Source organism: Actinomyces weissii, from assembly GCF_016598775.1.
GTDB lineage: Bacteria > Actinomycetota > Actinomycetes > Actinomycetales > Actinomycetaceae > Actinomyces > Actinomyces weissii.
Window position 1 is genome coordinate 763084 of record NZ_CP066802.1, and the last position, 22967, is coordinate 786050.

The following is a 22967-nucleotide window of genomic DNA, read 5'->3' on the forward strand; positions in this document are numbered from 1 at the left end:
GCTCCACATGCACCACCGGCAGGTCCCACCACGCCAGTGCCATAACGAGCACCTCCACCGGTGCCTGCCCCCGGTTCTCCAGCAGCCCAGGTGGGGGAAGATATGCCCGTGACCGCCAAGCCTGCCGCCAGCCCCCGTAACCGCCCCACCCTGCGCGGCCGCCTTGCCGGGGCGCACCTGCAGGTGGAGGCGACCGACGGCTCCGGCGTCGTCACCATGACCCAGCAGGACGGCACCACCTGCGGGGCCACCGCCCTGCTCGGCGCGCACCTGCTACTCGGCGGCAGCCTGCCGACGACGGCCAGCCCCGGTCGCCCAGGCCTCCCGGCGACGCTAGGGGCCCTGCAACGCAGCCTGCAACGCCGTCTGAACCGTAACGCCGCAGGCGGGGCGGTACCCCTTCCCTGGACCCGTCACCTGGGCTCCACCCCCTGGGCGGTGGCCGCCGAGATGACCCGGCTGGTGCGCGCCCAGCACCCCTGGACCCCCGCCTACCGCCTGCGCTGGGTGCGGGACGCCGGCCGGCTCTGGCCCCAGGTGGTCGAGCGCCTGCGCCGTCACCTGGCCCAGGGGGAGCCGGTCATCCTGCTCACCGGCGGGCCCCTGCGGCACGTCCCCGCCACCGCCGACGGCGCCCCCGTCAGCACGCGGATCACCACCCTGCTCTCCCGCACCCCGGCCCTGCCCCGCCACTACGTGCTGGCCGTGCCCTGGGATCTGCTGGGCCAGGATGACCCGGGCCCGGGGCGGGTGCCGCTCTACGAGCCCTCCGCAGGCACTATCAGCACCCTGGACCTGCTGGCGCCCTGGGACCGGCACGCCAGCGGTCCGCCCGCCCTGGGGCACTGGCCCCGCGTCCTAGGAGTCATCATGCCCGGTAGGGCGGAAGGAGAAGCCGTTAGTGACTGAGCAGACTCCGAGCAACGGCCCGGAGCCCACCGCGGCCCCGGCCTCGGCCCCCACCACCACCCACACTGCGGCCCCCACCACCACCCCCGGCGTCGCCCCCACCCCGGACCCCACCGCGGCCCTGGGGCAGGCGCTGGCCACGCGCTTCCTGCGCTACAGCGCCGTCACCAGCCAGTCCGACGCCGCCGCGACCACCGTGCCCAGCACCCCCGGGCAGCGCGAGCTCGCCCAGCTGCTGGCCCAGGAGCTGCAGCAGGCGGGGGCGGCAGACGTGCACCTGTCGTCCACCGCCGTGCTCACCGCCACCGTCCCCTCCACCCTGCCGCCGGGCCGCACGGCACCGGTGGTGGGACTGTGCACCCACCTGGACACCGCCGACGCCGGGCTCAGCCCCCAGGTCAGGGCCCAGGTGGTGCGCTATGCGGGAGGGGACCTGCCGCTGGGTGACGGTGCCCGCGTGATCACCCTGGCGGAGCACCCCGAGCTGGGCCGCTACACCGGGCAGCCGCTGCTGGTGGGGGACGGCACCAGCGTGCTGGGGGCGGACGACAAGGCCGGGGTCGCCGTCGTCATGCAGCTGGCCTGCGACCTGCTCATGGCCGACGCCGACGGCGGGGCCCCGCCTCACGGTGAGCTGCGCCTGGCCTTCGTCCCGGACGAGGAGATCGGGCTGCGGGGCGTGCGCACCATGGACCTGGCCCGTTTCCCGGTGGACTACGCCTACACCATCGACTCCTGCGAGGTGGGGGAGGTGGTCCAGGAGACCTTCAACGCGGCCACCGCCACGCTCACAGTCACCGGCGTGAGCCCCCACCCCATGAGCGCCAAGGGAGTGCTGGTGAACCCGATCCTGGTGGCGCACGAGCTGATCGGCCGCCTGGACCCCGCGCAGACCCCGGAGCGCACCCAGGGGCGGGAGGGCTACATCTGGGTGAACCAGATCCGGGGCGACCAGGCCACCGCCGTGGTGACCCTCTCCATCCGTGACCACGACCGGGCGGGCTACGAGGCCCGCAAGGAGCTGCTGCACCAGCTGGTGGCGGAGGTGGCGCGTGCCCACCCACGGGCCCGCCTGGAGCTGGAGGTGGAGGACGTCTACACCAACCTGGCCGACGCCCGCACCCCGGCCAACGCGGTCGCCCTGGAGCGGGTGTACACCGCGCTTGACAGGCTGGGAATCAGGCCGCTGCCGCTGGCCATGCGTGGGGGCACGGACGGCTCCTGGCTCTCCGCGCAGGGGATCTTTACCCCTAACGTCTTCACCGGGGCGCACAACTTCCACTCCTGGGCCGAGTTCCTGCCGCTGCGCTCCTTCGCCGCCAGCTACCTGGTGGTGCGTGAGCTGGTGCGCCTAGCGGCTGAGGACGGCGGGCCGGCCCAGGTCGGCGGGCAGCACTGAGGACGGCGCAGCGCGCCCTGCCTAACGGTTACAGCACTGGGGGGTGGAGCACTGCTCCACCCCCCAGTCGTCTACGCTGCCCGCCCCGTCCGGCAGAGCCAGTCAGGAGGCGGTCCTGCCGGTCCCTCCGGCGGCACCGTCCTTTGACAGGCAGCCTGGCTTCTCAGCCCTGCTGGCGACGCCGGGCCCGGACCGCCAGGGCCAGTCCACCGGCCGCAGCCGCGGCGGCGGCCAGGGCGCAGGCGGCCAGGACCGAGCCTGCACCGGTGCGCGCCAGCAGCCCGGAAGGGCTGTTCTGGGCGGCGGGTCCAGCCTGCGCCTGGGAGTCCGGCGCGGGGCTGGGCGTCGGGCTGCTGCCCGCACCTGACCCGGCAGGCGGCTCCTCGGCCCCCGGCTGCCCGCCGGGGGCACCGGGGCCTCCTCCCGGGTTGCCCTGGCCCTGCGGGGCCGCCGGGGCGGGTACCGGCCTCACGGTCGTGGCCAGCACGTGGGCGGCGTGCACCGCGCCCTCCTCGCCGTCGTGGTCGTGGACCACGCCGTCACCACCGACGGCCAGGGTGGGGGATCCCAGGTGGCTGCCCACGAAGGCCACCGCCCGGCCAGAGCGGGAGCGGGGGCTGGGGGAGGCGATGGTGCGCAGCTCATCCCCGAGCTCCGCCAGGGAGCGCACGGGGGAGGAGAAGGCGCTGACCGGGAACACGTAGGTGGCGCCAGCCTCCTGCGCGGTGCCCTGCGCGCCCAGGGCCACCAGGGTCACGGTGCCGGGGGCCACCAGGGCGTCCACGGCGTACCCGGCTGAGTCGCCCGGGGTCAGGCCGGTGATGACCCGGGCCTGCGGGTCCTGCTGGCCGGTGGGGCTGATGCGCACGGTGGCGGGCAGCTGGGCGGAGCCCCGCACCAGCACCACACCGCCGGTGGTGACTCCCACGGCGTGCCCGCCGTCGAAGCCGATCAGCAGGTCGCCTACGCCGTCGCCGTCGGCGTCACCGGCGGGGGCCACGGAGGTGCCTGCCCCCAGGCGGTAGGAGGCGGAGGGGTCCATCTCCAGGGTGCTGCCCGCGAACTCGCCGTCCAGGTCCAGGCGCGCGCCGGGGCGCACCCCGGTCAGCAGCCAGGCGCGGCCGGGGACCACGTTGGTGCCGGAGGCGTGCGTGTAGTCGCTCAGGACGAAGTCCTCCTGCCCGTCTGCGTTGACGTCCCCGACCCGGTCGAAGGCGGTGGCCAGGTTGCCTGCAGGGCTGAGCACGCGTGCCAGCAGGTGCTGGGGCTCGGCCAGCGGCTCGCGCAGGTCCACGGCGGCCCCGCCGGCGTGACCGGCCACCACGTAGGCGATGCCCCGGTCGGTGCCCTGCCCGGGGGCGGGGGAGAGGGCCTGGCGGGAGTTGGTGAGCACCAGGGCCAGGTCGGCCAGTCCGTCGCCGTCTAGGTCCCCGGCGGCGGACAGGTGGGCGGCGGGGCTGCCGGTGGTGGGGAGCAGGACCGTGAAGCCGTGCTCGGGGGCCAGGTCATTCAGCCTGGCCTCATGCAGCCGGGGGCCGCCGTAGAGGACCCAGGCCCGGCCCATGGTGTGGGAGCCGACGGCGAGGTCGTCCACGCCGTCGCCGTTGGTGTCCCCCAGGCAGGCTACGGACAGGCCGACGACGGCGTCGTCCCCCTCCTCGCCGGGCTCGGTGGGGCCGTTGACGTAGATGACGTGCTCGCTCGGGAGGGCGGTGCCGGGCGCGCCTCCGGGGACTACCACCAGGCGGCCGGTGACGTTGTGCACCCAGCCGTGGTTCTCGGTGTCGACGTAGTAGGGGTCGAAGCGCCACACGGAGCGGGTGAGCTCGGAGGTGATGATGTCGGGGCGGGCGTCGCCGGTCACGTCGCAGGTGCCGCGGGCGATGGTGGAGCCCAGGGAGTTGCCGAACTCTCCCAGCCAGGACTTCTCCTGGTCGGTATCCACCGGCTGCAGGGCCGCCGGGGGCGGGGTGATGACCGGCGGGTCGGTGCGGGGCCGGTCTCCGGGGGTGCCGGGGGCGGGTGGCCTGGGGGCCTCCGGGGTCGTGGGGGCGTCGCCTGAGCCCGGAGGCTGGGAGGGGCCGAAGAGGTCATCGTCGTCGTCGCTGCTGCCGTCGCCGGGGCGCGCGGGTCGCTCGGGGAAGGGGCCGGGCTCCGGGCCGAAGACGTCGTCCAGGTCCTCGTACCCGGTGGCGGGCGCGTGGCTGGGGAGGGCCGCGGCGGCAGGGGACAGGATCAGGGACAGGGATAGCAGGCAGGCGGCTGCTGCCGGTCTGGGACGGAGGGAGGTCATCGGGGCCTTTCAAAGGGGTAACGGTATGGTTGCCTCACTCATCCGGGTGAGGTGAGGCTAGCCTATCTAAGTTCCTCAGAGGTGGCGAAACTGTCGCCCTCACCTCAGTGGCGGCATGGTTTCGTGTTTGCGAAACCGCACTGGGGGAAACTAGTGTTTAGGTCATGCGAAACCCCAAGAACCTCCCTGTGGCCCTGCGCGCCTGCGCCGTCCTGGCTGCTGCGACCCTGACCCTCAGCGCCTGTGGCGGTACCGGCTCCTCCCAGGCCGACCAGGCCATCAAGGTCGTGGCCTCCACCACCCAGATCTGCGACTACGTCAGCCAGCTCGGCAGCGGCGGGCAGGACCTGGCCCTTACCCGCACCGGCGCTGACGGCACCACCACCGAGCTGGGGGCCGACCCCGCCCAGGCCAAGGCCCACCTGCGTCTCACCTGCCTGCTCGCCCCCAACGCCTCCGCCCACGAGCACGACATGACCCCCGGCCAGTCCAAGGCCCTGGCCGAGGCTGACCTGTTCCTGGTAAACGGCGTGGACCTGGAGCACTTCCTGGACGCCGCCATCACCTCCACCGGCTTCAAGGGCAAGATGGTGGTCACCTCCGGTGTCACCGGTGCCGTGGACGTAGACGACCTGGCCGGCCAGCAGGCCAAGGAGAAGGACCTGCCCTACCAGGTTGACCGTGGCACCAGCAAGGTGGAGGTCGCCGAGTGGCCCTTCCCGCCCGAGGACGGCGAGTCCGCCCCCGAGTTCCGCTTCGACCCGCACGTCTGGACCGCCCCCGAGAACGCCGTCGTGCAGGTCACCAACATCGGTGAGGCCCTGGCCGCCGCCGCCCCCGAGCCCGCCGTGGCTGACCTTCTGCGCCAGCACACCAAGGACTACACCACCCTCCTCAACGAGCTGGACACCTGGGTCCGCAGCTCGCTGGACTCCGTGCCCGTCGAGCAGCGTGTCCTGTTCACCAGCCACGACGCCTTCGGCTACCTCGCAAAGTCCTACGACGTGAAGTTCCAGGGAGCGGCCCTGTCAGACTTCAACGCCCAGCAGGACGCCACCGCCCAGAAGATCCAGTCCACCGCCGACGAGATCAAGGCCTCCGGGGCCGTGGCCATCTTCGCGGAGAACTCCAACAACCCCAAGGCGGTGGAGAAGGTCGCCGAGCTTGCCGGGGTCAAGGCCGTCATCGGTGACGAGGCCCTCTACGGCGACTCCCTGGGTGACCCCGGATCCGACGGCGAGACCTACATCGGCTCCGTCATGCACAACGTCACCAACCTGGTGACCGCCTGGGACGGCACCGTGGCCCCCGTGCCGGACAGCCTCAAGACCTGGACTCCCAAGCAGGTGGTCAGCAAGTGACATACGGTCCGGTAGTCGAGCTGGAGGGTGCCGCTTTCGCCTACGGCGCCGAGCCGGTGCTGCGTGACGTCACCGGCACCCTCCAGCCCGGCCAGGCGCTGGCGCTGCTGGGGCCCAACGGCTCCGGCAAGACCACCCTGCTGCGGGCGCTGCTGGGCATGGTGCGCGTCCACAGCGGCACCGTGCGCGTGGCCGGGGCCGCCCCCGGCAAGGCCCCCCGCGGCACCATCGGCTACGTCCCCCAGGTCGCCGACCTGGACCCCACCTTCCCGGTCACCGCCCTGGACGTGGTGCTCATGGGCACCTACCCGCGCCTGGGCCTGTGGCGGCGCCCCGGACGCGCAGAGAAGCAGCGCTGCCTGGAGGCCCTGGAGGCGGTAGGGCTGCGCGAGCGCGCTGGCAGCCGCTTCGGCACCCTCTCCGGCGGGCAGCAGCAGCGCGTCCTGGTGGCCCGCTGCATCGCCGCCCAGCCGCGCCTCATCCTGCTGGACGAGCCCTTCAACGGCCTGGACCAGCCCAACCGCGACGCCCTGCTAGCGATCATCGTGCGGCTCAAGGCCGACGGCGTCGGCGTGGTCGTCTCCACCCACGACCTGGTGCTGGCCCAGGAGGTCTGTGAGCAGGTGGCCCTGCTGGCCGGGAGGCAGATCGGCTTCGGGCCCCGGGAGCAGGTACTGGTTCCAGAGCTGGTGGAGCAGGCCTACGGCGGGCGCGGCTCCGACCGGCTGATCGGCCTGCGGGCGGGGGTGCCGGATGGGGAGGCTGCTGGGCTGGCCGGTTCTGGTGTGGCTGCTGGGCTGGCCGGGGTTGGGCAGGTCCCGGATGGGGTGGCCCGAGCTGGTGTGGCTCGGTCCGGGCCGTCCTCGGACCCGCAGGCCTGGGCCGCCCAGACTGCCCCGTCCGCCGCCGCCCCCACCACGGGGGTGGCCTGAGTGCAGGCCCTGACCCAGGCGGTGGCCGCCGCCGTCGAGACCCTGAGGCTGCTAGCGGTGCACGTGCCCGGCCTGCAGACCCTGGCCCAGGCCCCCTACCTGTTCCGGCCCCTGCTCATGGTGCTGCTGCTGGGGGCCGTGTGCGCAGTGGTCGGCACCCTGGTCAACCTGCGCACCGCCGAGTTCACTGCGGAGGCCCTGGTGCACGCGGTGTTCCCCGGGATCGTGGCCGGGGCGGTCTACGGCGGTATCGACGCGATCGTGCCAGCCGCCAGCCTGGTGGCGGCGCTGGCCGCCGGGGCCCTGACGTGGGTGCACCACCGGGCCCGGCGCCGCTCAGCCTCCGAGGCGGGCACCGCCGTGGTCCTGACCGGCTTCTTCTCCGTGGGCATCATCCTGTCCCTGGCCAAGGGGGACATGTCCGGCCAGCTGGAGGCCCTCATGTTCGGTCGCCTGCTGGAGGTCACCGACCGGGGCCTGACCCAGGCGCTCCTGATCTGCCTGCTGGCCCTGCTGGCGGTGGGCCTGACCTGGAAGGAGCAGGTCGCCTACGCCTTCGACCCGACAGGGGCCCGGGCCGGGGGCGCCCGCCTGCTCGCCCTGGACCTGGTCCTCAACGTGGCCGTGGCGGCAGTCGTGGTCTCGGCGGCCACAGCCGTAGGTACGCTGCTGGTGGTCGGCTACCTGGTGGTCCCCGGAGCCGCCGGGCGGGTGCTGGCGGCGCGGGTGCGCTCCATGGTGCTGGTGTCCCTGGGCGTGGGCGTGGGCGGCGGCTACCTGGGGCTGCTGCTCATGACGGCGCCCCTGCCTCGGCCCGTGTCACCGCAGGCCAGCGTCGCCCTGTCCATGACGGCGGTGTTCCTGCTGGCGGCGGCCTGGTCCGCCACGGTGCCGGCGCTGCGTCGTCGCCTGCGGGACGGGCGAGGCGTGACGATGGCGGGGACGACTGAGGCCCGGCAGGAGGCTGCTGTGAGGCAGACGGGGGCCCGGCGTCGTGAGCAGGAGACGGCGGCATGAGCGTGAGCTGGGAGCTGCTGGGCCTGCCCGCCCTGGAGGTGGCGCTCATGGGGGCGCTGGCGGGGCTGGTCGGTGCCTTGGCGCTGGTGCACCGGCGCGTTTTCTTCACCGAGTCCCTGACCCACGCGACCTTTCCCGGGGCGGTGGCCGGGGTAGTGGTTGCAGCGGCTGCCAGTCAGGCGCTGCTGGGTGGGCGGGCCGGGTACGAGCTGCTGACCCTGGCCCTGCTGGTGGGTGCGGTAGCTATGTGCCTGCCGATGATCGCCCTGATGCGGTGGCTGGGGCGTGTGCCCGGCCTGTCCTCCCAGTCCGCGGCCGGGATCGTGCTGACTTTCGGGTTCGCGCTGGGGTACTTCATGGTCAAGTGGTTCGCACCGTTGCCTCTGAAGGTGGACAGCTTCCTGGCTGGCTCGGTACTGAACGTCTCCCGCCTGGACGTGTGGGTTACCGGGGCGGTGCTGGCCGGAGCGGTGCTGGTGTGCCTGGTGGGAGGCAGGTTCCTGACCTACTACGGCTTTGACCCGGTGGGCTACCGGGCGGGTGGGCTGCCCGCTGCTCCGGCGGAGGCGGTGGTGCTGGGGCTGATCTGCCTGACTATCGCGGCCCTGGTGCCAGCGGTGGGCACGATCCTGCCGATCGCCCTGGTGGCGGCCCCGGCGGCGGCGCTGTCCCGCTGGTGCTCCTCCATGCGCGGCCTGCTGGTGGGCTCGGCGCTGCTGGGGACGGTCACCTGCCTGGTGGGGCTGGGCGCCGGGGTGCTGCTGGAGCTGTCGGTCGGGGGCGTGATCGCACTGGCCTGCGCAGTGGTGTACGTGGCCTCGGAGGCGGTCTCCGCCCTGCGGCAGTGAGATGCTGGACGGCAGCGTCGTCGGCTGGTCCGGGCGGCGCGCTAGACGGGCGCAGGTACTGCTGAGGGCCCCTCACGGGCGTCTTGAGGGACGATTCGGTGGGTAGGTGTCCGGCTTGATGACAAAGGCCGTTTCCGGCACCGTGCACCCTGACAGGACTGGCGCAATCATGCGGGTCGCGTGTGACGCTCCGGGGATGCTTGTCATCGATTTGGACACCGCCGCCCCGTTCAGCATCGCCCTGAGGCGTTAGTGCACCACACTGCGCCCCCGGTCCGCCAAAGAGACCCGGTCCTCGTGCTCACCCCCAGGAACCACCACCGCGAGACCGGGACATATGGCTCACGAGACCGGTGAGGCCTGTGGATAACTGGGGTGGGTCGCACGCCAGCACCAGTGACGACGACCGAAGCTAAGGTCACCCTTACCGAACTCGCGGTACATATGTCCCGGTCTCGCGGTGAGGAAGGGGGTGGTTAGGGGAGGCAGAGGGTGCCGCGCAGGTCTGCGTGCAGGGCCTCCAGGCGGGCGGCGGCCTCCTGCCGCACCTCCGCTACCGGGCGGTCACCCACCGGCAGCACCACCTCGCAGTAGCACTTGAGCCTAGGCTCCGTGCCCGAGGGACGTACCACCACCTGGTCGTCGGCGGCCGTGGTCCACACCAGGGCGTCCGTGGGGGGCAGCTGGCCGCCCACCCCGTCGTCTGCACCCTCCAGCAGGTCCAGCTCCTGCACCACCGGGGAGCCTGCCAGGTGCGCCGGGGCCCCACCAGCCCGCAGCCGCTCCATGGCCTGCGCGATCGCCTCCGGCTCCTCCACCTGCAGGCTCAGCGCGGCTGTCGCGTGCAGTCCGTGCTCCCGGGCCAGACGGTCCAGCAGGTCCAGCAGGCTGCGTCGCTGTGCCTGGAGCACGGAGGCCAGCACGGCCACCCGCACCGCCGCGGAGATCCCGTCCTTGTCGTGCACGCAGGCCGGGTCCACGCAGTAGCCCAGGGCCTCCTCGTAGCCGTAAGCCAGGTTCGGCACCCGGCTGATCCACTTGAAACCGGTCAGCGTCCTGCGGTGGGCCAGGCCGTGGGCGTGGGCGATACGCCGCAGCAGCCGGGAGGAGACGATCGAGCTGGCCAGCACCCCCTGGCCCGTGAAGGCCGCCAGCCCGGCAGCCTGCTCGCCCAGCAGCGCCCCCAGCTCGTCGCCGGTCAGCTGGCGCCAGCCGCCCTCGCTGCACGGGTCAGGTACCGCCACCGCGCAGCGGTCGGCGTCAGGGTCGTTGGCGATCACCAGGTCCGCGTCCGACTCCCGGGCCAGGGCCAGGGCCATGTCCAGGGCGCCGGGCTCCTCCGGGTTGGGGAAGGTCACGGTAGGGAAGTCCGGGTCCGGGGAGAACTGCTCCGGCACCACCAGCACCTGCTTGAAACCCACCCGCCCCAAGGCGTCACGGCAGATCTGCCCGCCGACCCCGTGCAGGCTGGTCAGCACGATGCGCAGGTCGCTGGCCGCCTCCGCCCGCGCGCAGTGGGACACCCGGGCGGTGTACTCCTCCACCATCTCCGGCCCCAGCACGCTCCAGCCGGACTCCCGCAGCCGGATCTCGTTCAGGGGGCCGACGGCGTCGATCCGTCGGGTGATCTCGGCGTCGTAGGGCGGCACGATCTGGGCCCCGCAGCCGGCCCCCGTCATGGCCCGCCCGCCCAGGTAGACCTTGTAGCCGTTGTCCTGGGCCGGGTTGTGGGAGGCCGTCACCATCACGCCCGCGTCAGCCTTCAGCCGAAGCAGCGCGAAGGCCAGCACCGGGGTGGGGCAGGGCTGCTCGAACAGCATGGCGCGGCCCCCAGCCCCCTGCACCACCGCCGCCGTGTCCACGGCGAACTGCCGTGAGCCGTGGCGGGCGTCGTAGCCGATGACCACCGTGAAGCCCTCACCTACCTGCTCGCACAGGTAGGCGCTGAGACCGGCCGCCGCCCGGATGACCACGGCCCGGTTCATGCGGTTGGGACCGGCCCCGAGCTGCCCGCGCAGCCCCGCCGTACCAAAGCGCAGCGCGCCACGGAAGGCGTCCGCCAGCCGGGAGGTGGCCTCGTGGTCGCCGGCGTCGTGGCGCACCAGCAGGCTCTCCAGCTCCGCCCGGGTAGACCCGTCAGGGTCCTGACTGATCCAGGCGCGCACGGCGCTGGCGTCAAGGACAAGCGGCTGAACGGAGGTCATATTGGAGACGTTACCGTGCCTGATAGCGGAAAAGCGGCAGCATGATGCCCCTCACGGGTGGTAGGGGACACAGGTGGGCTGCTCCTGGCAGGGCCGTGGCTGCAGGTCCGCCTCCGATAAGCCTCTGGTCCTACCTGAGGGCGCTCTACCCTGGCCCTATGAGTGACACCGTGGTCCCTGCTGAGCCCTCATCCGCCGCCGTAGGCTCCCGGCAGCCTCGGGCGCAGGCCCCGGCAGCGCCCGGCTCCAGCCCCCCGGGGACCTTCGTCCTGGCCTCGGAGGCCTCGCCGGTACGCCAGGGGATGCGGGTGCTGATCCTCGGGGGCGGGCCCGCCGGGTACGAGGCCGCACTGGTTGCGGCCCAGCTGGGTGCCGAGGTCCGCCTGGTCGAGGAGCGGGGGGTGGGTGGCAGCGCGGTGCTGACCGACGTCGTCCCCTCCAAGACCTTGATCGCCACCGCCGAGTGGCTCCGCGGCACCGAGCAGGCCCAGGAGCTGGGCATAACCCTGAGCGCCCGCCCCGGTGAGGCGGTGGTGGACCTGTCCCGCGTGAACGCCCGGGTGCGTCGTCTGGCGGCTGAGCAGTCCCGCGACCTGTCCGCCCGCATGGCCCAGAAGGGCGTCACGGTGCTGCCGGGCCGGGGCCGCCTGGGCGGCCTGGACCGTGACGGGGTGCGCACCATCCACTACACCGACCCCCAGGGCTCCACCCAGGAGCTCCAGGCGGAGCTGGTGCTGCTGGCCACGGGAGCCCGCCCCCGGGAGCTGCCCGCCGCCCGGCCCGACGGGCGCCGCATCCTGACCTGGACCCAGCTCTACGACCTGGAGGCGCTCCCCGAGCACCTGGTGGTGGTCGGCTCGGGGGTCACCGGCGCGGAGCTGGCTGGGGCCTACCTGGCCCTGGGCAGCCGCGTGACCCTGGTGTCCAGCCGCGAGCTGGTCCTGCCTACGGTGGACCGCGACGCTGCCGCCCTGGTGGAGGAGGCCTTCCGCAGCCGTGGCATGGAGGTGCTCTCCGGGGCGCGCGCCGAGGCCACCCGCGTCGTCGGGGAGGGGCCGCAGGAGCAGGTTGAGGTGCGCCTGGCCGACGGGCGGGTGGTGCACGGCTCGCACTGCCTCATGGCCGTGGGGGCGGTCCCGGCCACCGCGGACCTGGGGCTGGAGGAGGCGGGGGTCGCCCTGGAGCCCAGCGGGCACGTCCGGGTGGACCGGGTCTCCCGCACCACCGCCTACCGCGTCTACGCCGCCGGTGACTGCACCGGGGTGCTGCCGCTGGCCTCCGTGGCCGCCATGCAGGGGCGGATCGCCATGCGCCACGCACTGGGCGACGCCGTGGCCCCGCTGGAGGTGGAGACCGTCTCCCAGGCGGTGTTCACCCTGCCGGAGATCGCCTCCGTGGGGATCAGTGAGGCGGAGCTGGAGCAGCTGGACGCCGTCGCCACCACCGTGCCGCTGGGACGCAACCCCCGCGCCAAGATGCTGGGGCTCAAGGACGGCTTCGTGAAGCTCTACTCCCAGCGACGCAGCGGCGAGGTCCTGGGGGGCGTAGTGGTGGGCAGCCGCGCCAGCGAGCAGATCCTGCCGGTCACCCTGGCCGTGACGCACCGCCTGACGGTAGAGCAGGTCATGAACGCCTTCAGCGTCTACCCCTCCCTGTCCGGGACCCTCACGGAGGCGGCCCGCCAGCTGCACGTGCGCTGAGGCGCCGGGCACCGGCAGGGCAGCGGAGGGCGTTGGCCAGGCCTGGCGGGGAGCGGCAGGGACGGTGCCGGTTGGGGGCGACGGCGGGGCCTGGTTGCGGCCCGTGAGGTCTGGCGGGGACAGGAGGGCGTTGGCCAGGCCTGGCGGGGAGCGGTAGGGACGGTGCCGGTTGGGGGCGACGGCGGGGCCTGGTTGTGGCCCGTGAGGTCTGGCGGGGACCTGCTGGCTGGCACAGCCTCGGCTGGCTCGCGCGGCCCTCACCGGCACGGCCTGCGGACAGGAGGCCCTGTGTTAGGACATTATGTGCCCCATGTCGACCCGCGAGACCTACCGCAAGGGGCCGGTGCTGCTGCGCGGCGCCCAGATCCCCTCCTCCACCACCGACGCCCGTCTGCTGGCCCGCCCGGGACAGACCGAGTGGCTGCACGCCGACCCCTGGCGCGTGCTACGCATACAGGCTGAGTTCGTGGAAGGATTCGGTGCGCTCGCGGAGATAGGCAGTGCCATCTCCGTGTTCGGCTCGGCCCGCACCCGCCCCGAGGACCCGATGTACCAGATGGCGGAGCAGGTCGGTGCGGGACTGGTCCGGGCCGGATACGGCGTCATCACCGGTGGGGGGCCGGGCATGATGGAGGCTGCCAACAAGGGGGCGCACCAGGCGGGCGGCCTGAGCGTCGGGCTGGGCATCGAGCTGCCCCACGAGCAGGGGATGAACGAGTACGTGGACCTGGGCGTGCACTTCCGCTACTTCTTTGCCCGCAAGACCATGTTCCTGAAGTACTCCGACGGCTTCGTGGTCATGCCCGGGGGCTTCGGCACCCTGGACGAGCTGTTCGAGGCCGTGACCCTGGTGCAGACCCAGAAGGTCTCGCACTTCCCGATCGTCCTGGTAGGACGCAGGTTCTGGGGCGGACTGGTGTCCTGGATCGAGCAGTCCCTGTCCACCAACGGGGTGATCTCCCCGCAGGACCGTGAGCTGGTGCACCTGGTGGACACCGCGGAGGAGGCGGTGGAGTCCGTGGTCACCCGGGCCCGGTCCATGAGGGCGGCGGAGGCGGCAGCCTCGGCCCAGTCGGCGGGCAGCCCCAGCGCCTGGTCACCGGAGGCCGGTGCCTGAACACGGTCCGACGGCGTCGGGTACCAGGGACACTCTCTGTCTGCTATTCGCCCAGGGCGTGATCCTGATGCCTGCGCTGGGTTGTGAGTCAGTACCGAGCGCCCCGTAGAGTGGCGTTATATCAGCGTGTTACCAGGTTGCGCACAGCATGTGCCCGGGTGGTGCGGGCGGGGGAGAGCACCCCGCAGCCCCGTAACAGGGTGCCCCGTACCGTTGCGATCCTGACTTTCTACCTGCGGTGCCTTAGAATAAGCGCGATCGCGCGGAGAGGTAACCGCGTGGACGCTGTACGAAAGGGGAGCTCATGGCTGCCATGAAGCCCAGGACCGGTGACGGGCCGCTAGAGGTCGTCAAGGAAGGCCGCGCCATCATCATGCGCGTTCCGCTTGAGGGTGGCGGTCGTCTAGTCGTCGAGATCACCCCGGATGAGGTCAAGGCGCTGAGCGAGGCACTGTCCACCGTCAAGATCTGACCCCCAAGGCCTGTACGAAGGGCTGGGTTCCGCAGGGAGCCCAGCCCTTCGTGGTTCCACCTTCAGGCTGAGGGTGGCGACGGCGCGGCCCGACGATGTCTCAGGGCAGGTCAGCGGCGGCTCAGGCTACACGGGTGGCCACCAGCAGCCCGTCACCCACCGGCAGGATCGTGGTCATCAGGTCCTCCCGGTCGCGCAGCTCCTTACCCAGCTCCCGCACCGCCACCGTCACCGGGTCGCGCCGGGCCGGGTCAGCCACGTGGTCGTGCCAGAGCATGCGGGTGATGACCAGCACGCCGCCGCGCCGCAGCATCCGAAAGGCCCCAGGCACCAGCAGCGGCCCGTCGGCGGGCTCGGAGTCAAGCACCACCATGTCGTAGGAGCGCTCCGCCATACGAGGCATGACGTCGGAGGCGCGGCCCTGGATCAGGCGCACCCGGGAGGAGCCGTAGCCAGCGGATACGAAGGTGCGCCGGGCCTCCCGCTGCAGCTCGGGGTCTAGGTCGATGGTGGTCAGCACGCCGTCGGGACCCATGCCGTCCAGCAGCCACAGGCCGGAGGTGCCGGTGCCGGTGCCCACCTCCGCGATGGACTTGGCGCCGGTGGCGGAGGCCAGCATCCGCAGGGCCGCGCCGGTGCCGGGGGAGACGGGCCCCACACCCAGCTCCAGCCCACGCATCCGTGCCGCACTGATGGCCTCGGTCTCGTAGGCGAACTCCTCCGTGTACGACCAGTTCAGGGTCTTGTCAGAGCTCACTGCGAGCCTCCTTACTTCCTCTCACGGACGGCGGGTTGCTGCTCGGGCCATTGTCCCAGGTAGGGGCCCGGATGGGACGTAGCGCAGCGGCGCGTGTGGAGGCAAGTATGCTGTGCGCGTGTTCGGTTTCTCTGGGTCAGAGTTCCTCCTGATCGTCCTGGTTATCGCGGTGGTGGTGGGTCCAAGCCGCCTGCCTGAGTACACGCGTACCCTCACCCGCCTGGTCAAGCGCCTGCGTGTCTTTATTGAGAGCACCAAGGAGCAGATAGCCGAGGAGGTGGGCCCGGAGCTGGCGGAGCTGGACTTCTCCGAGCTGGACCCGCGCCAGTACGACCCGCGCAGGATCGTGCGTGAGGCCCTGGGTGAGGACCTGGACGCTATCAAGAAGGACCTGTCCCAGCCCTTCAAGTCGGTCAAGCAGGCTGCGGAGGAGGCCTCCGGGGCAGCGGTCAAGGACGCCAACGAGGTGGCGGCTGCCGACCGGGCCAAGGGCACCCTGGCTGAGCGTATCGAGGCCAAGAAGCAGGAGGCCCAGGCCGCCAAGGAAGCTCAGGCGACCAGCCAGGTGGCGGCCGTGGGGGCCGCGACCGCCGCGATCGTGGCGCAGCGCGACGCCCAGGACGAGGCCGAGGCCCCGGCGGAGGAGCAGCCGGAGGCCCCGGCGCCTTCGAGCAGCCCGGGCGGCGCTGAAGGCGCTGACAGCCCCTCCGGCGTCGACGGTGAGGCCAGCGTCGAGGAGACGGCCAGCGCGGACAGTCCTGCCAGTTCGGACGGCGCTGCCGGTGCGGCCGGTGATGACGCAACCAACGGGGAGTCCCCGGAGGCTGCCGCTGGGAGCAACGCTGCTGACAGCCCCTCTGAGGACTTCCAGGAGGCGGAGGCGCAGACGGGTGCCCAGACAGCAGAGCAGGCGGAGGCCGTCGGCACCGCCGCGCAGGCTGAGCAGGTTGCCGAGGCTGAGCCCGACGTGGCCCCCGTCGAGAAGGACGGCGAGGCACAGACCGGTGAGCACGGGCCAGACCACGTGGCAGAGGCGCAGGCCCTGGCCGCCGCCGTCCCCGCCAGCCTGGGGGAGGACGGCGCCGCCGCCTCCCGGGCCACCCGGCCCCTGTCCCCGCGTGAGATCGTGCGTGCGGCCAACGCCGCCTCCCGCACCCGGGCCGAGGCCCGGGAAGCGGCGCTGGTGCCCTAGTACCCAGGCCGTGACTGGCCCCCATAGGCCAGTGTCTCCACGGGCCGACGACGCAAACGCCCGCCCGCCCCACCCCTGACTTGTGCATTTCGGCGCGAGTGGTGCGGTATTCCGGCACCACTCGCGCCGAAATGCACAAGTGGAGGCGAAGGGGGCGTTACCAGGTGGTGTGTTTCGCGCCTACCAGGTGGTGCGGACGAGCGCCGCCGGGCGCGCTGCTCAGCCGACCGGGCTTACCCCCAGGGGGCGCCCCGCCAGGCCACGGGCACGGTGGGCCAGCTGGCCCGCGACCCGAGCCAGCTCCGCACCAGCCGCAGAGCCGGGCAACGGGGACCCCTCAGCGCCGATGCTGGCGGGCACCCCGGTGTCAGAGCCCTCGCGCAGCCTGATGTCCAGGGGCAGCTGGGCCAGCAGCGGCACCTCGTAGCCCAGGGTGCGGGTCAGGGAGTCACTGACCGCCTGGCCGCCACCAGCCCCGAAGACCTCCAGGCGGGAGCCGTCAGGCTGCTCTATCCAGGACATGTTCTCGATCACGCCCACCACCCGCTGCTGGGTCTGGGTGGCGATCAGGCCCGTGCGCTCCGCCACCTCGGCAGCCGCCGTCTGCGGGGTGGTGACCACCAGGATCTCCGCGTTGGGCAGCAGCTGGGCCACGGAGATGGTCACGTCACCGGTGCCGGGGGGCAGGTCCAGCAGCAGCACGTCCAGGTCCCCCCAGAACACGTCGGAGAGGAACTGCTGCACCGCCCGGTGCAGCATGGGGCCGCGCCAGACCACCGGCTGCTTGTCCTCCACGAACATGCCGATCGAGATGACCTTCACGCCGTGGGCCACCGGCGGCACGATCAAGCCGTCCAGCTGGGTGGGCACGTGCTCCACCCCCAGCATCCGGGGGATCGAGAAGCCGTAGATGTCGGCGTCCACCACGCCCACGCTCAGGCCCTGGGCGGCCATGGCGGCCGCCAGGTTGGCCGTCACGGAGGACTTGCCCACCCCGCCCTTGCCGGAGGTCACCGCGTAGACACGGGTCAGGTTGCCGGGCTTGGTGAAGGGCACCACCGGCTCGGCGGCCCCGCCCCGCAGGCGACGACGCAGCTCGGCCTTCTCCTCGTCGTTCATGGCGCCCATCTCCACGCGCACGCTGGTCACGCCCTCGAGAGCCCCCACCTCCCGCTCTACGTCCGCAGTGATCGTGTCCTTCATGGGGCAGCCCGCGACCGTCAGCAGCACGTGCACCGTCACGGCGCCGTCCGGGCTGGTCTCCACGGACCTGACCATGCCAAGCTCAGTGATGGGGCGGCGGATCTCCGGGTCAATGACACGGGCCAAGGCCTCGTGCACGGCCTCCTGCGTAGGGGTAGACATGGCGTCATCCTACGGGTGCGGGGGCAGGCGGCGTAAAGGCTCTCGGCGGCTGGCTGTATGAGGGCGTGAGGTTTGCGACCTTGGTGCTTAGGGCCTACGGCAGCCCGGATTCCAGATGCCCTCAGGCCCGCGCACCCTAGTCGGCGTCATTCTGCTGGGCCATCTCGTCTACCTAGGCCCACGAGTCCTCGGAACGCCCGCGTGGCACTCTCCGTGGTGAACGCAGGCTCAGCTCAGGCCCACGAGTCCTCGGAGTGGCCGGGGCCAGCCTCGGTCTCGGTCTCCTCCAGCTCGTGGAGGTCCTCGTGCAGCTCCTCGCGGGTGCGCCGCTCCTCAGCCAGGATCTCCTCCAGCATGTCCCGCAGCTCGGAGCGCACGAAGTCGCGGGTGGCGACCTCGTTGATGGCCAGGCGCAGGGCCGCGATCTCCCGGGTCAGGTACTCGGTGTCCTCCAGGTTGCGCTGGGCCCGCTGCCGGTCCTGCTCGGCCAGTACCCGGTCACGGTCGTCCTGCCGGTTCTGGGCCAGCAGGATCAGCGGCGCCGAGTAGGAAGCCTGGGTGGAGAAGGCCAGGTTCAGCAGGATGAAGGGGTAGGGGTCCCACGCCTTGTCCGCGGTGGCCTGCGCCAGCACCACGTTCGCGGTGATCCAGGCGATCACGAAGACCGTCATGTACAGCAGGAACTTCGGGGAGCCCATGAAACGGGCCGTAGCCTCCGCGAAGCGTCCGAAGCCGTCCGAGTCGGTGCCACGCTTAGGGCGGACCCAGCGCAGCCAGCGGGCCCGGGTCTCAGACAACGGCTGGTCCAGCTGCTCAGGCATTCGCGCTCCTCTCGATCATCCGGTCGGTGACGGCGTCGTCGGCCTCACGCCAGTCGTCCGGCATGAGGTGGTCCAGCACGTCGTCCACCGAGCAGGCCCCCAGCAGGCGCCCCGCCTCGTCCAGCACCGGCAGGGCCGTCAGGTTGTAGGTGGCCAGCAGCCGTGTGACCGTGCCGATGGAGTCGTCCGGGTGCACCTCCTCCAGGTCCTTGTCCAGCAGGGAGCCTACCGGCGCCTGAGGGCGCTCCCGCAGGGCCCGTTGCAGGTGCACCATGCCCAGGTAGCGGCCGGTGGGGGTCTCCAGGGGCGGGCGGCACACGAAGGCCACCGTGGCCAGGGCGGGGGAGACCTCCGCCTTGCGGGCCTGCGCCAGGAAGGTAGCCACCGTGGCCTCCGGGGGCAGGATGATCGGCTCGGTGGTCATCAGGCCGCCGGCGGCGTACTCGTCGTAGGTCAGCAGGCGGCGCACGTCCTCCGCCTCCTGCGGCTGCATCAGGTCCAGCAGCTCGTCGGCCTTGGTCTGGGGCAGCTCAGCCACCAGGTCGGCGGCGTCGTCAGGCTGCATGGCGTCCAGGACGTCGGCGGCGCGGGCGGCGTCCAGGCCCGAGAGCAGGGCCACGGCGTCGTCGGAGGACAGCTCCTCGACGGCGTCCGCCAGCCGGGCGTCCGTGAGCTCGGCGGCCACCTCGATCTGGCGGGGCAGCGGCAGGTCGGAGAGCACGTCCGCCAGGTCCGCGGCCTTGAGGTCCTCCATGGTGGCCAGCAGGGCGGTGGCCCCCTGCTGCGCGGCGGACCCGGCCAGGCCGGTGACCTCCTCCGGGCCCACGTTCAGGGTCTCACCGCGACGCAGCCCCAGCGGCCCGGAGGAGCCGCGCTGCACGAACAGGCGCGTGACCTTCCAGTCCTGGCCCCGGTCCTTCTCTATGGCCACGTCCCGGATGGTCACGTTCCCTGAGCCGTCCCGCATGGTGACCACCCGGTCGAAGAGCTCGCCCATGACCAGGGTCTCCACCGCGCGCTGCTCGAAGCGGCGGATGTTCATCAGCCCGGTGGTGATCACGGCCCCCGGCTCGATCGCCGTGACGCGGGACAGGGGCATGAACACGCGCCTCCGCCCGGCCACCTCGATCACCAGGCCCACCGCCCGCGGGTTGCCGCGCAGCTCGATCAGCACGACGACGTCATGGACCCGACCGACGGCGTCCCCAATGGGGTCGAAGACGGTCGTGCCCACGAGGCGGGCTACGAACACACGGCTGGAGCGTGACCTGGAGGTATCCACGACGCCAGACTAAGCGCCCGGCGTACTGACAGGTAGCCGCCGCCACGCTCGTGGGACGATACTCGCATGAACCAGCCCCTCAACGCCCCTGCCTCCACCCCACCAGCGGGCCGCGGCTACAACGGCATGCCCGCAGGCCAGGAGGTGGCCTCCTTCGCCACCTACCCGGAGGCCCAGTTCGCCGTCGACTCCTTGTCAGACAGCGGCTTCCCGGTGCAGCACCTCACGATCGTGGGCACGGACCTGCGCCAGGTGGAGCGTATTACCGGGCGCATGAGCTGGGGGCGGGCCGCTGCGGCTGGCGCGGGCTCCGGCATGTGGATCGGCTTCTTCTTCGCGGCCATGATGGCCATGTTCAATCCGGAAGGGGCCTCCGGCACCTTGTTCGTCAGCTGCGTGCTGCTGGGGGTGGTCTGGGGGATGCTGTTCCAGCTGGTCAGCTACGCCCTGTCCCGCGGCAGGCGTGACTTCACCTCCATCAGCCAGGTGGTGGCCTCCCGTTACTCGATCCTGGCCTCCGCGCAGGCCCAGGAGGCTGCCCAGGGCCTGGCCCAGGTGCCCGGCAACACGCTGCGGGGCGGGCAGGCCGCCCGGCGGGCGCAGGAGCGGCGCCAGGCGCGGGCCGCCAGCGCCGGAGACGCCCCCAGCGCCTTCGGCTCGCGGCCGGACGAGAAGCCGCGCTTCGGGGTGCGGATCGAGGACGTGCCGGAGCAGGAGAGCCTGCCGGACCTGGCGGCCGCGGCGGGGGAGGCGGGGGCCGCCCCGGCGGACGGCGGGCCCAGCGCCCCCGGTGAGGCCGGGACGTCGGCGGCCTCCGGCGAGCTCAGCGACCCTTCCCCGGGTGCGGGCCCGGACGGCCCCCGGGCCAGGTTCTGAGCGCAGGCGCGAGCACACAGACACGGAGGCACCGCCATGCGCATACCTGTGGGCCTGTCCACCTCCTCGGTGCTGCCAGGAGACTGCGCCGAGACCTTCCGTATGTCCGCCGAGCTGGGCTACGACGGCGTGGAGGTCATGGTCTGGTCCGAGCGCCTGACCCAGGACGCGCAGCGCCTGACCGCGCTCAGCCAGGAGCACGGGCAGCCGGTGCTCGCCATCCACGCCCCCACCCTGATCCTGACGCGCTCCGTGTTCGGCCTGGACCCCTGGGACAAGATCGACCGCTCTATCGAGCTGGCCCAGGCGGTGGGGGCGCCCACCGTGGTCATCCACCCGCCCTTCTTCTGGCAGACCCGCTACGCCAAGGAGTTCGTGCGGGGGATCCGCTGGCGGGAGAACGAGTGCGGCCTGGCGCTCGCGGTGGAGAACATGTTCACCTGGCGCACCCGTAAGGCCCGCTCCAGCCGGGAGTTCCAGGCATACTCTCCCACCTGGGACCCGGTGGGCCAGGGCTACCGCTCCGTGACCCTGGACATCTCCCACGCCGCCACCTCCGGTGCCGACGCCCTGGCCATGGCCCGTGCCCTGGGGCCGACCCTCAAGCACCTGCACCTGACCGACGGCGTGCCCGGACCCCTGGACGACCACCTGCTGCCCGGGCAGGGGAACCAGGACTGTGCCGGGGTGCTGCGCCACCTGCAGGCCACCGGCTTTCAGGAGCGCGGCGGCAACGTGGTGGTGGAGGTCTCCACCCGTACCATGACTCCCGCGCAGCGGCGGGAGGGGCTGGCCAGCGCCCTGGCCTTCGCCCGCGAGCACCTGGAGGGGGCGGGGCGCACGGAGACGGTGCACGTCCCGGCCCCCACGCGCAAGCGCTACCGCACCGAACGGTCCTGAAGGGGCGCGTCCTGCTCAGGGGCCTGGGCTGCCGGGGCTCCTCGGGGCGGCGGGCCTGCCAGCTCGAAGCGTCCTTGGCGGCCCGGCGTGCCCCCTGGGGTGCCCGTGCAGCGGGCCCCGGCCCGCTCCTGCGCCAGCCTCAGGTGCAGGGGGAGGGTATCCGGACGATGTGCAAGACGTGTACTGCCCCGGCGGCAGCCTCAGGTGCAGGGGGAGGGCTCGTGGGCCTGGTGGCGGGCGGGCTCCAGCTGGAAGGTGGCGTGCTCCAGGCGCAGCGGGAAGTGCTCGGCCGCGCACTGCTGCAGCGCGTCCAGCAGGTCGCCGTACCGCTGGGCCTCCAGGGCCTGGTCGGTGACCACCACGTGCGCGGTGAGCACCGGCAGGCCGCTGGCCACCTGCCAGGCGTGCAGGTCGTGGACGGCGAGCACGCCGTCGATACCGTTCAGGTGGGCCCGGACCTCAGCCAGGTCCAGCCCCTGGGGCGTCAGGTCCAGCAGGCTGCGTCCCGCCTCCCGCAGCAGCACCAGGGCCCGTGGGGTCAGCAGGGCGACGATGACCAGGGAGGTGACGGCGTCAGCGCGCTGCCAGCCGGTGAGCTGGGCCACCACGGCCCCCACGATCACGGCCACCGAGCCCAGGGCGTCCCCGACCACCTCCAGGAAGGCGGCCCGGGTGTTCAGGCTCTGACCGCGCCCACCGGCAAGCACCAGCAGGGCCAGCACGTTGGCCACCAGGCCGACCACTCCCATGGCCAGCACGCCGTGGCTGTGCACCTGCGCGGGGGTGACGAGGTTGGCGACGGCGTGCCAGGCCACGCTTACCCCCACCAGGGTCAGGGCGGCGGCCTGCATGGCGGCGCCTACCACCTCGGCGCGGCGCAGTCCCCAGGTGGAGGTGTCGGTGGCGGGGCGGCTGGCCAGGTGAGCGGCCACAAGGGCCACCACCAGGCCGATGGAGTCGGTGGCCATGTGCCCGGCGTCGGCCAGGAGCGCCAGGGAGCCGGTCAGCTGCGCGGCCACCAGCTCCCCGAGCAGCACCACCGCGGTGATGCCCAAGGCGGCGGCCAGTCGCTTGGTGGGGGCGCCCGCGCCGTGGTCGTGATGGTCGTGGTGGTGGGGACTCACCTGAGGCCTCCCTCGGGGTGGTTCGTGGTGGTGGTGGAGGCGGCCTGTTGCAGGTCCTGGGCGGCCGCCAGCAGAGCGGTCAGGAAGGGCTCGTGCTCCAGGCGGCTGACCCGGGCGCGGCCGTGGCTGTGGGTGGAGACCAGGCCCGTGCGACGCAGCACCTCCAGGTGCTGGGAGACGGTGGACTGAGCCAGGCCCAGGTGGGTGGCGAGCTCACCGACCTGGTGCTCCCCGCTGCGCAGGTGGGTGAGTATCCCCAGGCGGGAGGGGTCTGCCAGCACCGCCAGCAGGCGGGCCAGGTCGCGGGCCTGCGCGACGGCGGCGGTGTCGTCGTCCACGTGGCTGGGCAGCAGCCCATGACTGTTCTGCATACACCGATAATATCGGTACTCAACGAA

The 22967-nt window shown here is 72.4% G+C and carries 19 protein-coding genes and 1 pseudogene; 12 read left to right on the top strand and 8 right to left on the bottom strand.

The window, feature by feature from the left end; translation table 11 throughout:
• Nucleotides 1-108: 108 nt before the first annotated feature.
• Together JG540_RS03110 and pepT are read left to right on the top strand one after the other, a co-directional pair.
• Nucleotides 109-909: an HAD family hydrolase gene (locus tag JG540_RS03110; RefSeq protein ID WP_200277112.1), complete on the top strand. Its 801-nt coding sequence runs from the start codon at nucleotides 109-111 to the stop codon at nucleotides 907-909.
• Nucleotides 902-2308, top strand: coding sequence for a peptidase T (gene pepT, locus JG540_RS03115; protein WP_267977949.1), 1407 nt, complete (start codon nucleotides 902-904; stop codon nucleotides 2306-2308). Before JG540_RS03110 ends, pepT begins: the two co-directional genes overlap by 8 nt.
• Before the next feature lie 163 nt (nucleotides 2309-2471).
• Here pepT and JG540_RS03120 read toward each other — a convergent pair whose 3' ends face one another.
• Nucleotides 2472-4601 carry a VCBS repeat-containing protein gene (locus JG540_RS03120; protein ID WP_200277115.1) on the bottom strand — a complete coding sequence of 710 codons (2130 nt, stop codon included), beginning with the start codon at nucleotides 4599-4601 and terminating at the stop codon, nucleotides 2472-2474.
• A 164-nt stretch (nucleotides 4602-4765) separates the two neighbouring features.
• On the opposite strand from JG540_RS03120, the gene JG540_RS03125 reads away from it, so the two are divergent.
• From JG540_RS03125 to JG540_RS03140, 4 genes and pseudogenes are all read left to right on the top strand, one after another.
• Nucleotides 4766-5962, top strand: coding sequence for a metal ABC transporter substrate-binding protein (locus JG540_RS03125; protein ID WP_200277134.1), 1197 nt, complete (start codon nucleotides 4766-4768; stop codon nucleotides 5960-5962).
• A pseudogene (locus tag JG540_RS03130) lies at nucleotides 5932-6726 on the top strand (metal ABC transporter ATP-binding protein); the annotation flags it as partial. The gene JG540_RS03125 and the pseudogene JG540_RS03130, both read left to right, overlap by 31 nt.
• A 168-nt stretch (nucleotides 6727-6894) precedes the next feature.
• Complete coding sequence (locus tag JG540_RS03135; protein WP_407648340.1) at nucleotides 6895-7911, top strand: metal ABC transporter permease; 1017 nt, start codon at nucleotides 6895-6897, stop codon at nucleotides 7909-7911.
• Nucleotides 7908-8759, top strand: coding sequence for a metal ABC transporter permease (locus JG540_RS03140; protein ID WP_200277136.1), 852 nt, complete (start codon nucleotides 7908-7910; stop codon nucleotides 8757-8759). Before JG540_RS03135 ends, JG540_RS03140 begins: the two co-directional genes overlap by 4 nt.
• A 476-nt stretch (nucleotides 8760-9235) precedes the next feature.
• Here the strand turns inward: JG540_RS03140 and JG540_RS03145 are convergent, their stop codons facing one another.
• The gene (locus JG540_RS03145; protein WP_200277138.1) at nucleotides 9236-10963 is read right to left on the bottom strand and encodes a phospho-sugar mutase; all 1728 of its coding nucleotides are present in this window, start codon (nucleotides 10961-10963) and stop codon (nucleotides 9236-9238) included.
• A 158-nt stretch (nucleotides 10964-11121) separates the two neighbouring features.
• Between JG540_RS03145 and JG540_RS03150 the strand changes: the two genes are divergently transcribed.
• From JG540_RS03150 to JG540_RS03160, 3 genes are all read left to right on the top strand, one after another.
• Nucleotides 11122-12663 (top strand): NAD(P)H-quinone dehydrogenase, encoded by a 1542-nt coding sequence (locus JG540_RS03150; protein WP_234042881.1) that lies wholly within the window; start codon nucleotides 11122-11124, stop codon nucleotides 12661-12663.
• A 310-nt stretch (nucleotides 12664-12973) separates the two neighbouring features.
• Nucleotides 12974-13780 (top strand): LOG family protein, encoded by an 807-nt coding sequence (locus JG540_RS03155; RefSeq protein WP_200277140.1) that lies wholly within the window; start codon nucleotides 12974-12976, stop codon nucleotides 13778-13780.
• A 304-nt stretch (nucleotides 13781-14084) separates the two neighbouring features.
• Nucleotides 14085-14252 (top strand): DUF3117 domain-containing protein, encoded by a 168-nt coding sequence (locus JG540_RS03160; protein WP_200277142.1) that lies wholly within the window; start codon nucleotides 14085-14087, stop codon nucleotides 14250-14252.
• 121 nt (nucleotides 14253-14373) lie between these two features.
• Here the strand turns inward: JG540_RS03160 and JG540_RS03165 are convergent, their stop codons facing one another.
• Nucleotides 14374-15009, bottom strand: coding sequence for an O-methyltransferase (locus JG540_RS03165; RefSeq protein WP_200277144.1), 636 nt, complete (start codon nucleotides 15007-15009; stop codon nucleotides 14374-14376).
• Between the two features lie 118 nt (nucleotides 15010-15127).
• Between JG540_RS03165 and JG540_RS03170 the strand changes: the two genes are divergently transcribed.
• On the top strand, nucleotides 15128-16201 hold the full coding sequence (locus JG540_RS03170; RefSeq protein ID WP_200277146.1) for a twin-arginine translocase TatA/TatE family subunit: 1074 nt from the start codon (nucleotides 15128-15130) through the stop codon (nucleotides 16199-16201).
• Between the two features lie 219 nt (nucleotides 16202-16420).
• On the opposite strand, the gene JG540_RS03175 is transcribed toward JG540_RS03170, so the two are convergent.
• The 3 genes from JG540_RS03175 to JG540_RS03185 form a co-directional block, all read right to left on the bottom strand.
• Entirely contained in the window at nucleotides 16421-17566 is a 1146-nt protein-coding gene (locus JG540_RS03175; RefSeq protein WP_200277148.1) for a P-loop NTPase, read from the bottom strand.
• A gap of 233 nt (nucleotides 17567-17799) precedes the next feature.
• Nucleotides 17800-18387, bottom strand: coding sequence for a DUF1003 domain-containing protein (locus tag JG540_RS03180; RefSeq protein ID WP_200277151.1), 588 nt, complete (start codon nucleotides 18385-18387; stop codon nucleotides 17800-17802).
• Nucleotides 18380-19669, bottom strand: a complete 1290-nt coding sequence (locus JG540_RS03185; protein WP_200277154.1) for a magnesium transporter MgtE N-terminal domain-containing protein — start codon at nucleotides 19667-19669, stop codon at nucleotides 18380-18382. The genes JG540_RS03180 and JG540_RS03185 overlap by 8 nt, the downstream gene beginning before the upstream one ends.
• 66 nt (nucleotides 19670-19735) lie before the next feature.
• On the opposite strand from JG540_RS03185, the gene JG540_RS03190 reads away from it, so the two are divergent.
• Both JG540_RS03190 and JG540_RS03195 read left to right on the top strand, forming a co-directional pair.
• Complete coding sequence (locus JG540_RS03190; protein ID WP_234042883.1) at nucleotides 19736-20545, top strand: general stress protein; 810 nt, start codon at nucleotides 19736-19738, stop codon at nucleotides 20543-20545.
• A 36-nt stretch (nucleotides 20546-20581) separates the two neighbouring features.
• Nucleotides 20582-21445, top strand: a complete 864-nt coding sequence (locus JG540_RS03195) for a sugar phosphate isomerase/epimerase family protein (RefSeq protein WP_200277157.1) — start codon at nucleotides 20582-20584, stop codon at nucleotides 21443-21445.
• Between the two features lie 200 nt (nucleotides 21446-21645).
• Here JG540_RS03195 and JG540_RS03200 read toward each other — a convergent pair whose 3' ends face one another.
• Nucleotides 21646-22569 carry a cation diffusion facilitator family transporter gene (locus JG540_RS03200; protein WP_200277160.1) on the bottom strand — a complete coding sequence of 308 codons (924 nt, stop codon included), beginning with the start codon at nucleotides 22567-22569 and terminating at the stop codon, nucleotides 21646-21648.
• A complete protein-coding gene (locus JG540_RS03205; RefSeq protein ID WP_200277164.1) occupies nucleotides 22566-22940 on the bottom strand; it encodes an ArsR/SmtB family transcription factor in 375 nt (124 codons plus the stop codon). The genes JG540_RS03200 and JG540_RS03205 overlap by 4 nt, the downstream gene beginning before the upstream one ends.
• Nucleotides 22941-22967: the final 27 nt, after the last annotated feature.

Coding starts and splice junctions, on each gene's coding strand:
- JG540_RS03120 (WP_200277115.1), bottom strand. CDS start 4,601: ATGACCTCCCTCCGTCCCAGACCGGCAGCAGCCGCCTGCCTGCTATCC.
- JG540_RS03125 (WP_200277134.1), top strand. CDS start 4,766: ATGCGAAACCCCAAGAACCTCCCTGTGGCCCTGCGCGCCTGCGCCGTC.
- JG540_RS03140 (WP_200277136.1), top strand. CDS start 7,908: ATGAGCGTGAGCTGGGAGCTGCTGGGCCTGCCCGCCCTGGAGGTGGCG.
- JG540_RS03145 (WP_200277138.1), bottom strand. CDS start 10,963: ATGACCTCCGTTCAGCCGCTTGTCCTTGACGCCAGCGCCGTGCGCGCC.
- JG540_RS03150 (WP_234042881.1), top strand. CDS start 11,122: ATGAGTGACACCGTGGTCCCTGCTGAGCCCTCATCCGCCGCCGTAGGC.
- JG540_RS03155 (WP_200277140.1), top strand. CDS start 12,974: ATGTCGACCCGCGAGACCTACCGCAAGGGGCCGGTGCTGCTGCGCGGC.
- JG540_RS03160 (WP_200277142.1), top strand. CDS start 14,085: ATGGCTGCCATGAAGCCCAGGACCGGTGACGGGCCGCTAGAGGTCGTC.
- JG540_RS03175 (WP_200277148.1), bottom strand. CDS start 17,566: ATGTCTACCCCTACGCAGGAGGCCGTGCACGAGGCCTTGGCCCGTGTC.
- JG540_RS03180 (WP_200277151.1), bottom strand. CDS start 18,387: ATGCCTGAGCAGCTGGACCAGCCGTTGTCTGAGACCCGGGCCCGCTGG.
- JG540_RS03190 (WP_234042883.1), top strand. CDS start 19,736: ATGAACCAGCCCCTCAACGCCCCTGCCTCCACCCCACCAGCGGGCCGC.
- JG540_RS03195 (WP_200277157.1), top strand. CDS start 20,582: ATGCGCATACCTGTGGGCCTGTCCACCTCCTCGGTGCTGCCAGGAGAC.
- JG540_RS03205 (WP_200277164.1), bottom strand. CDS start 22,940: ATGCAGAACAGTCATGGGCTGCTGCCCAGCCACGTGGACGACGACACC.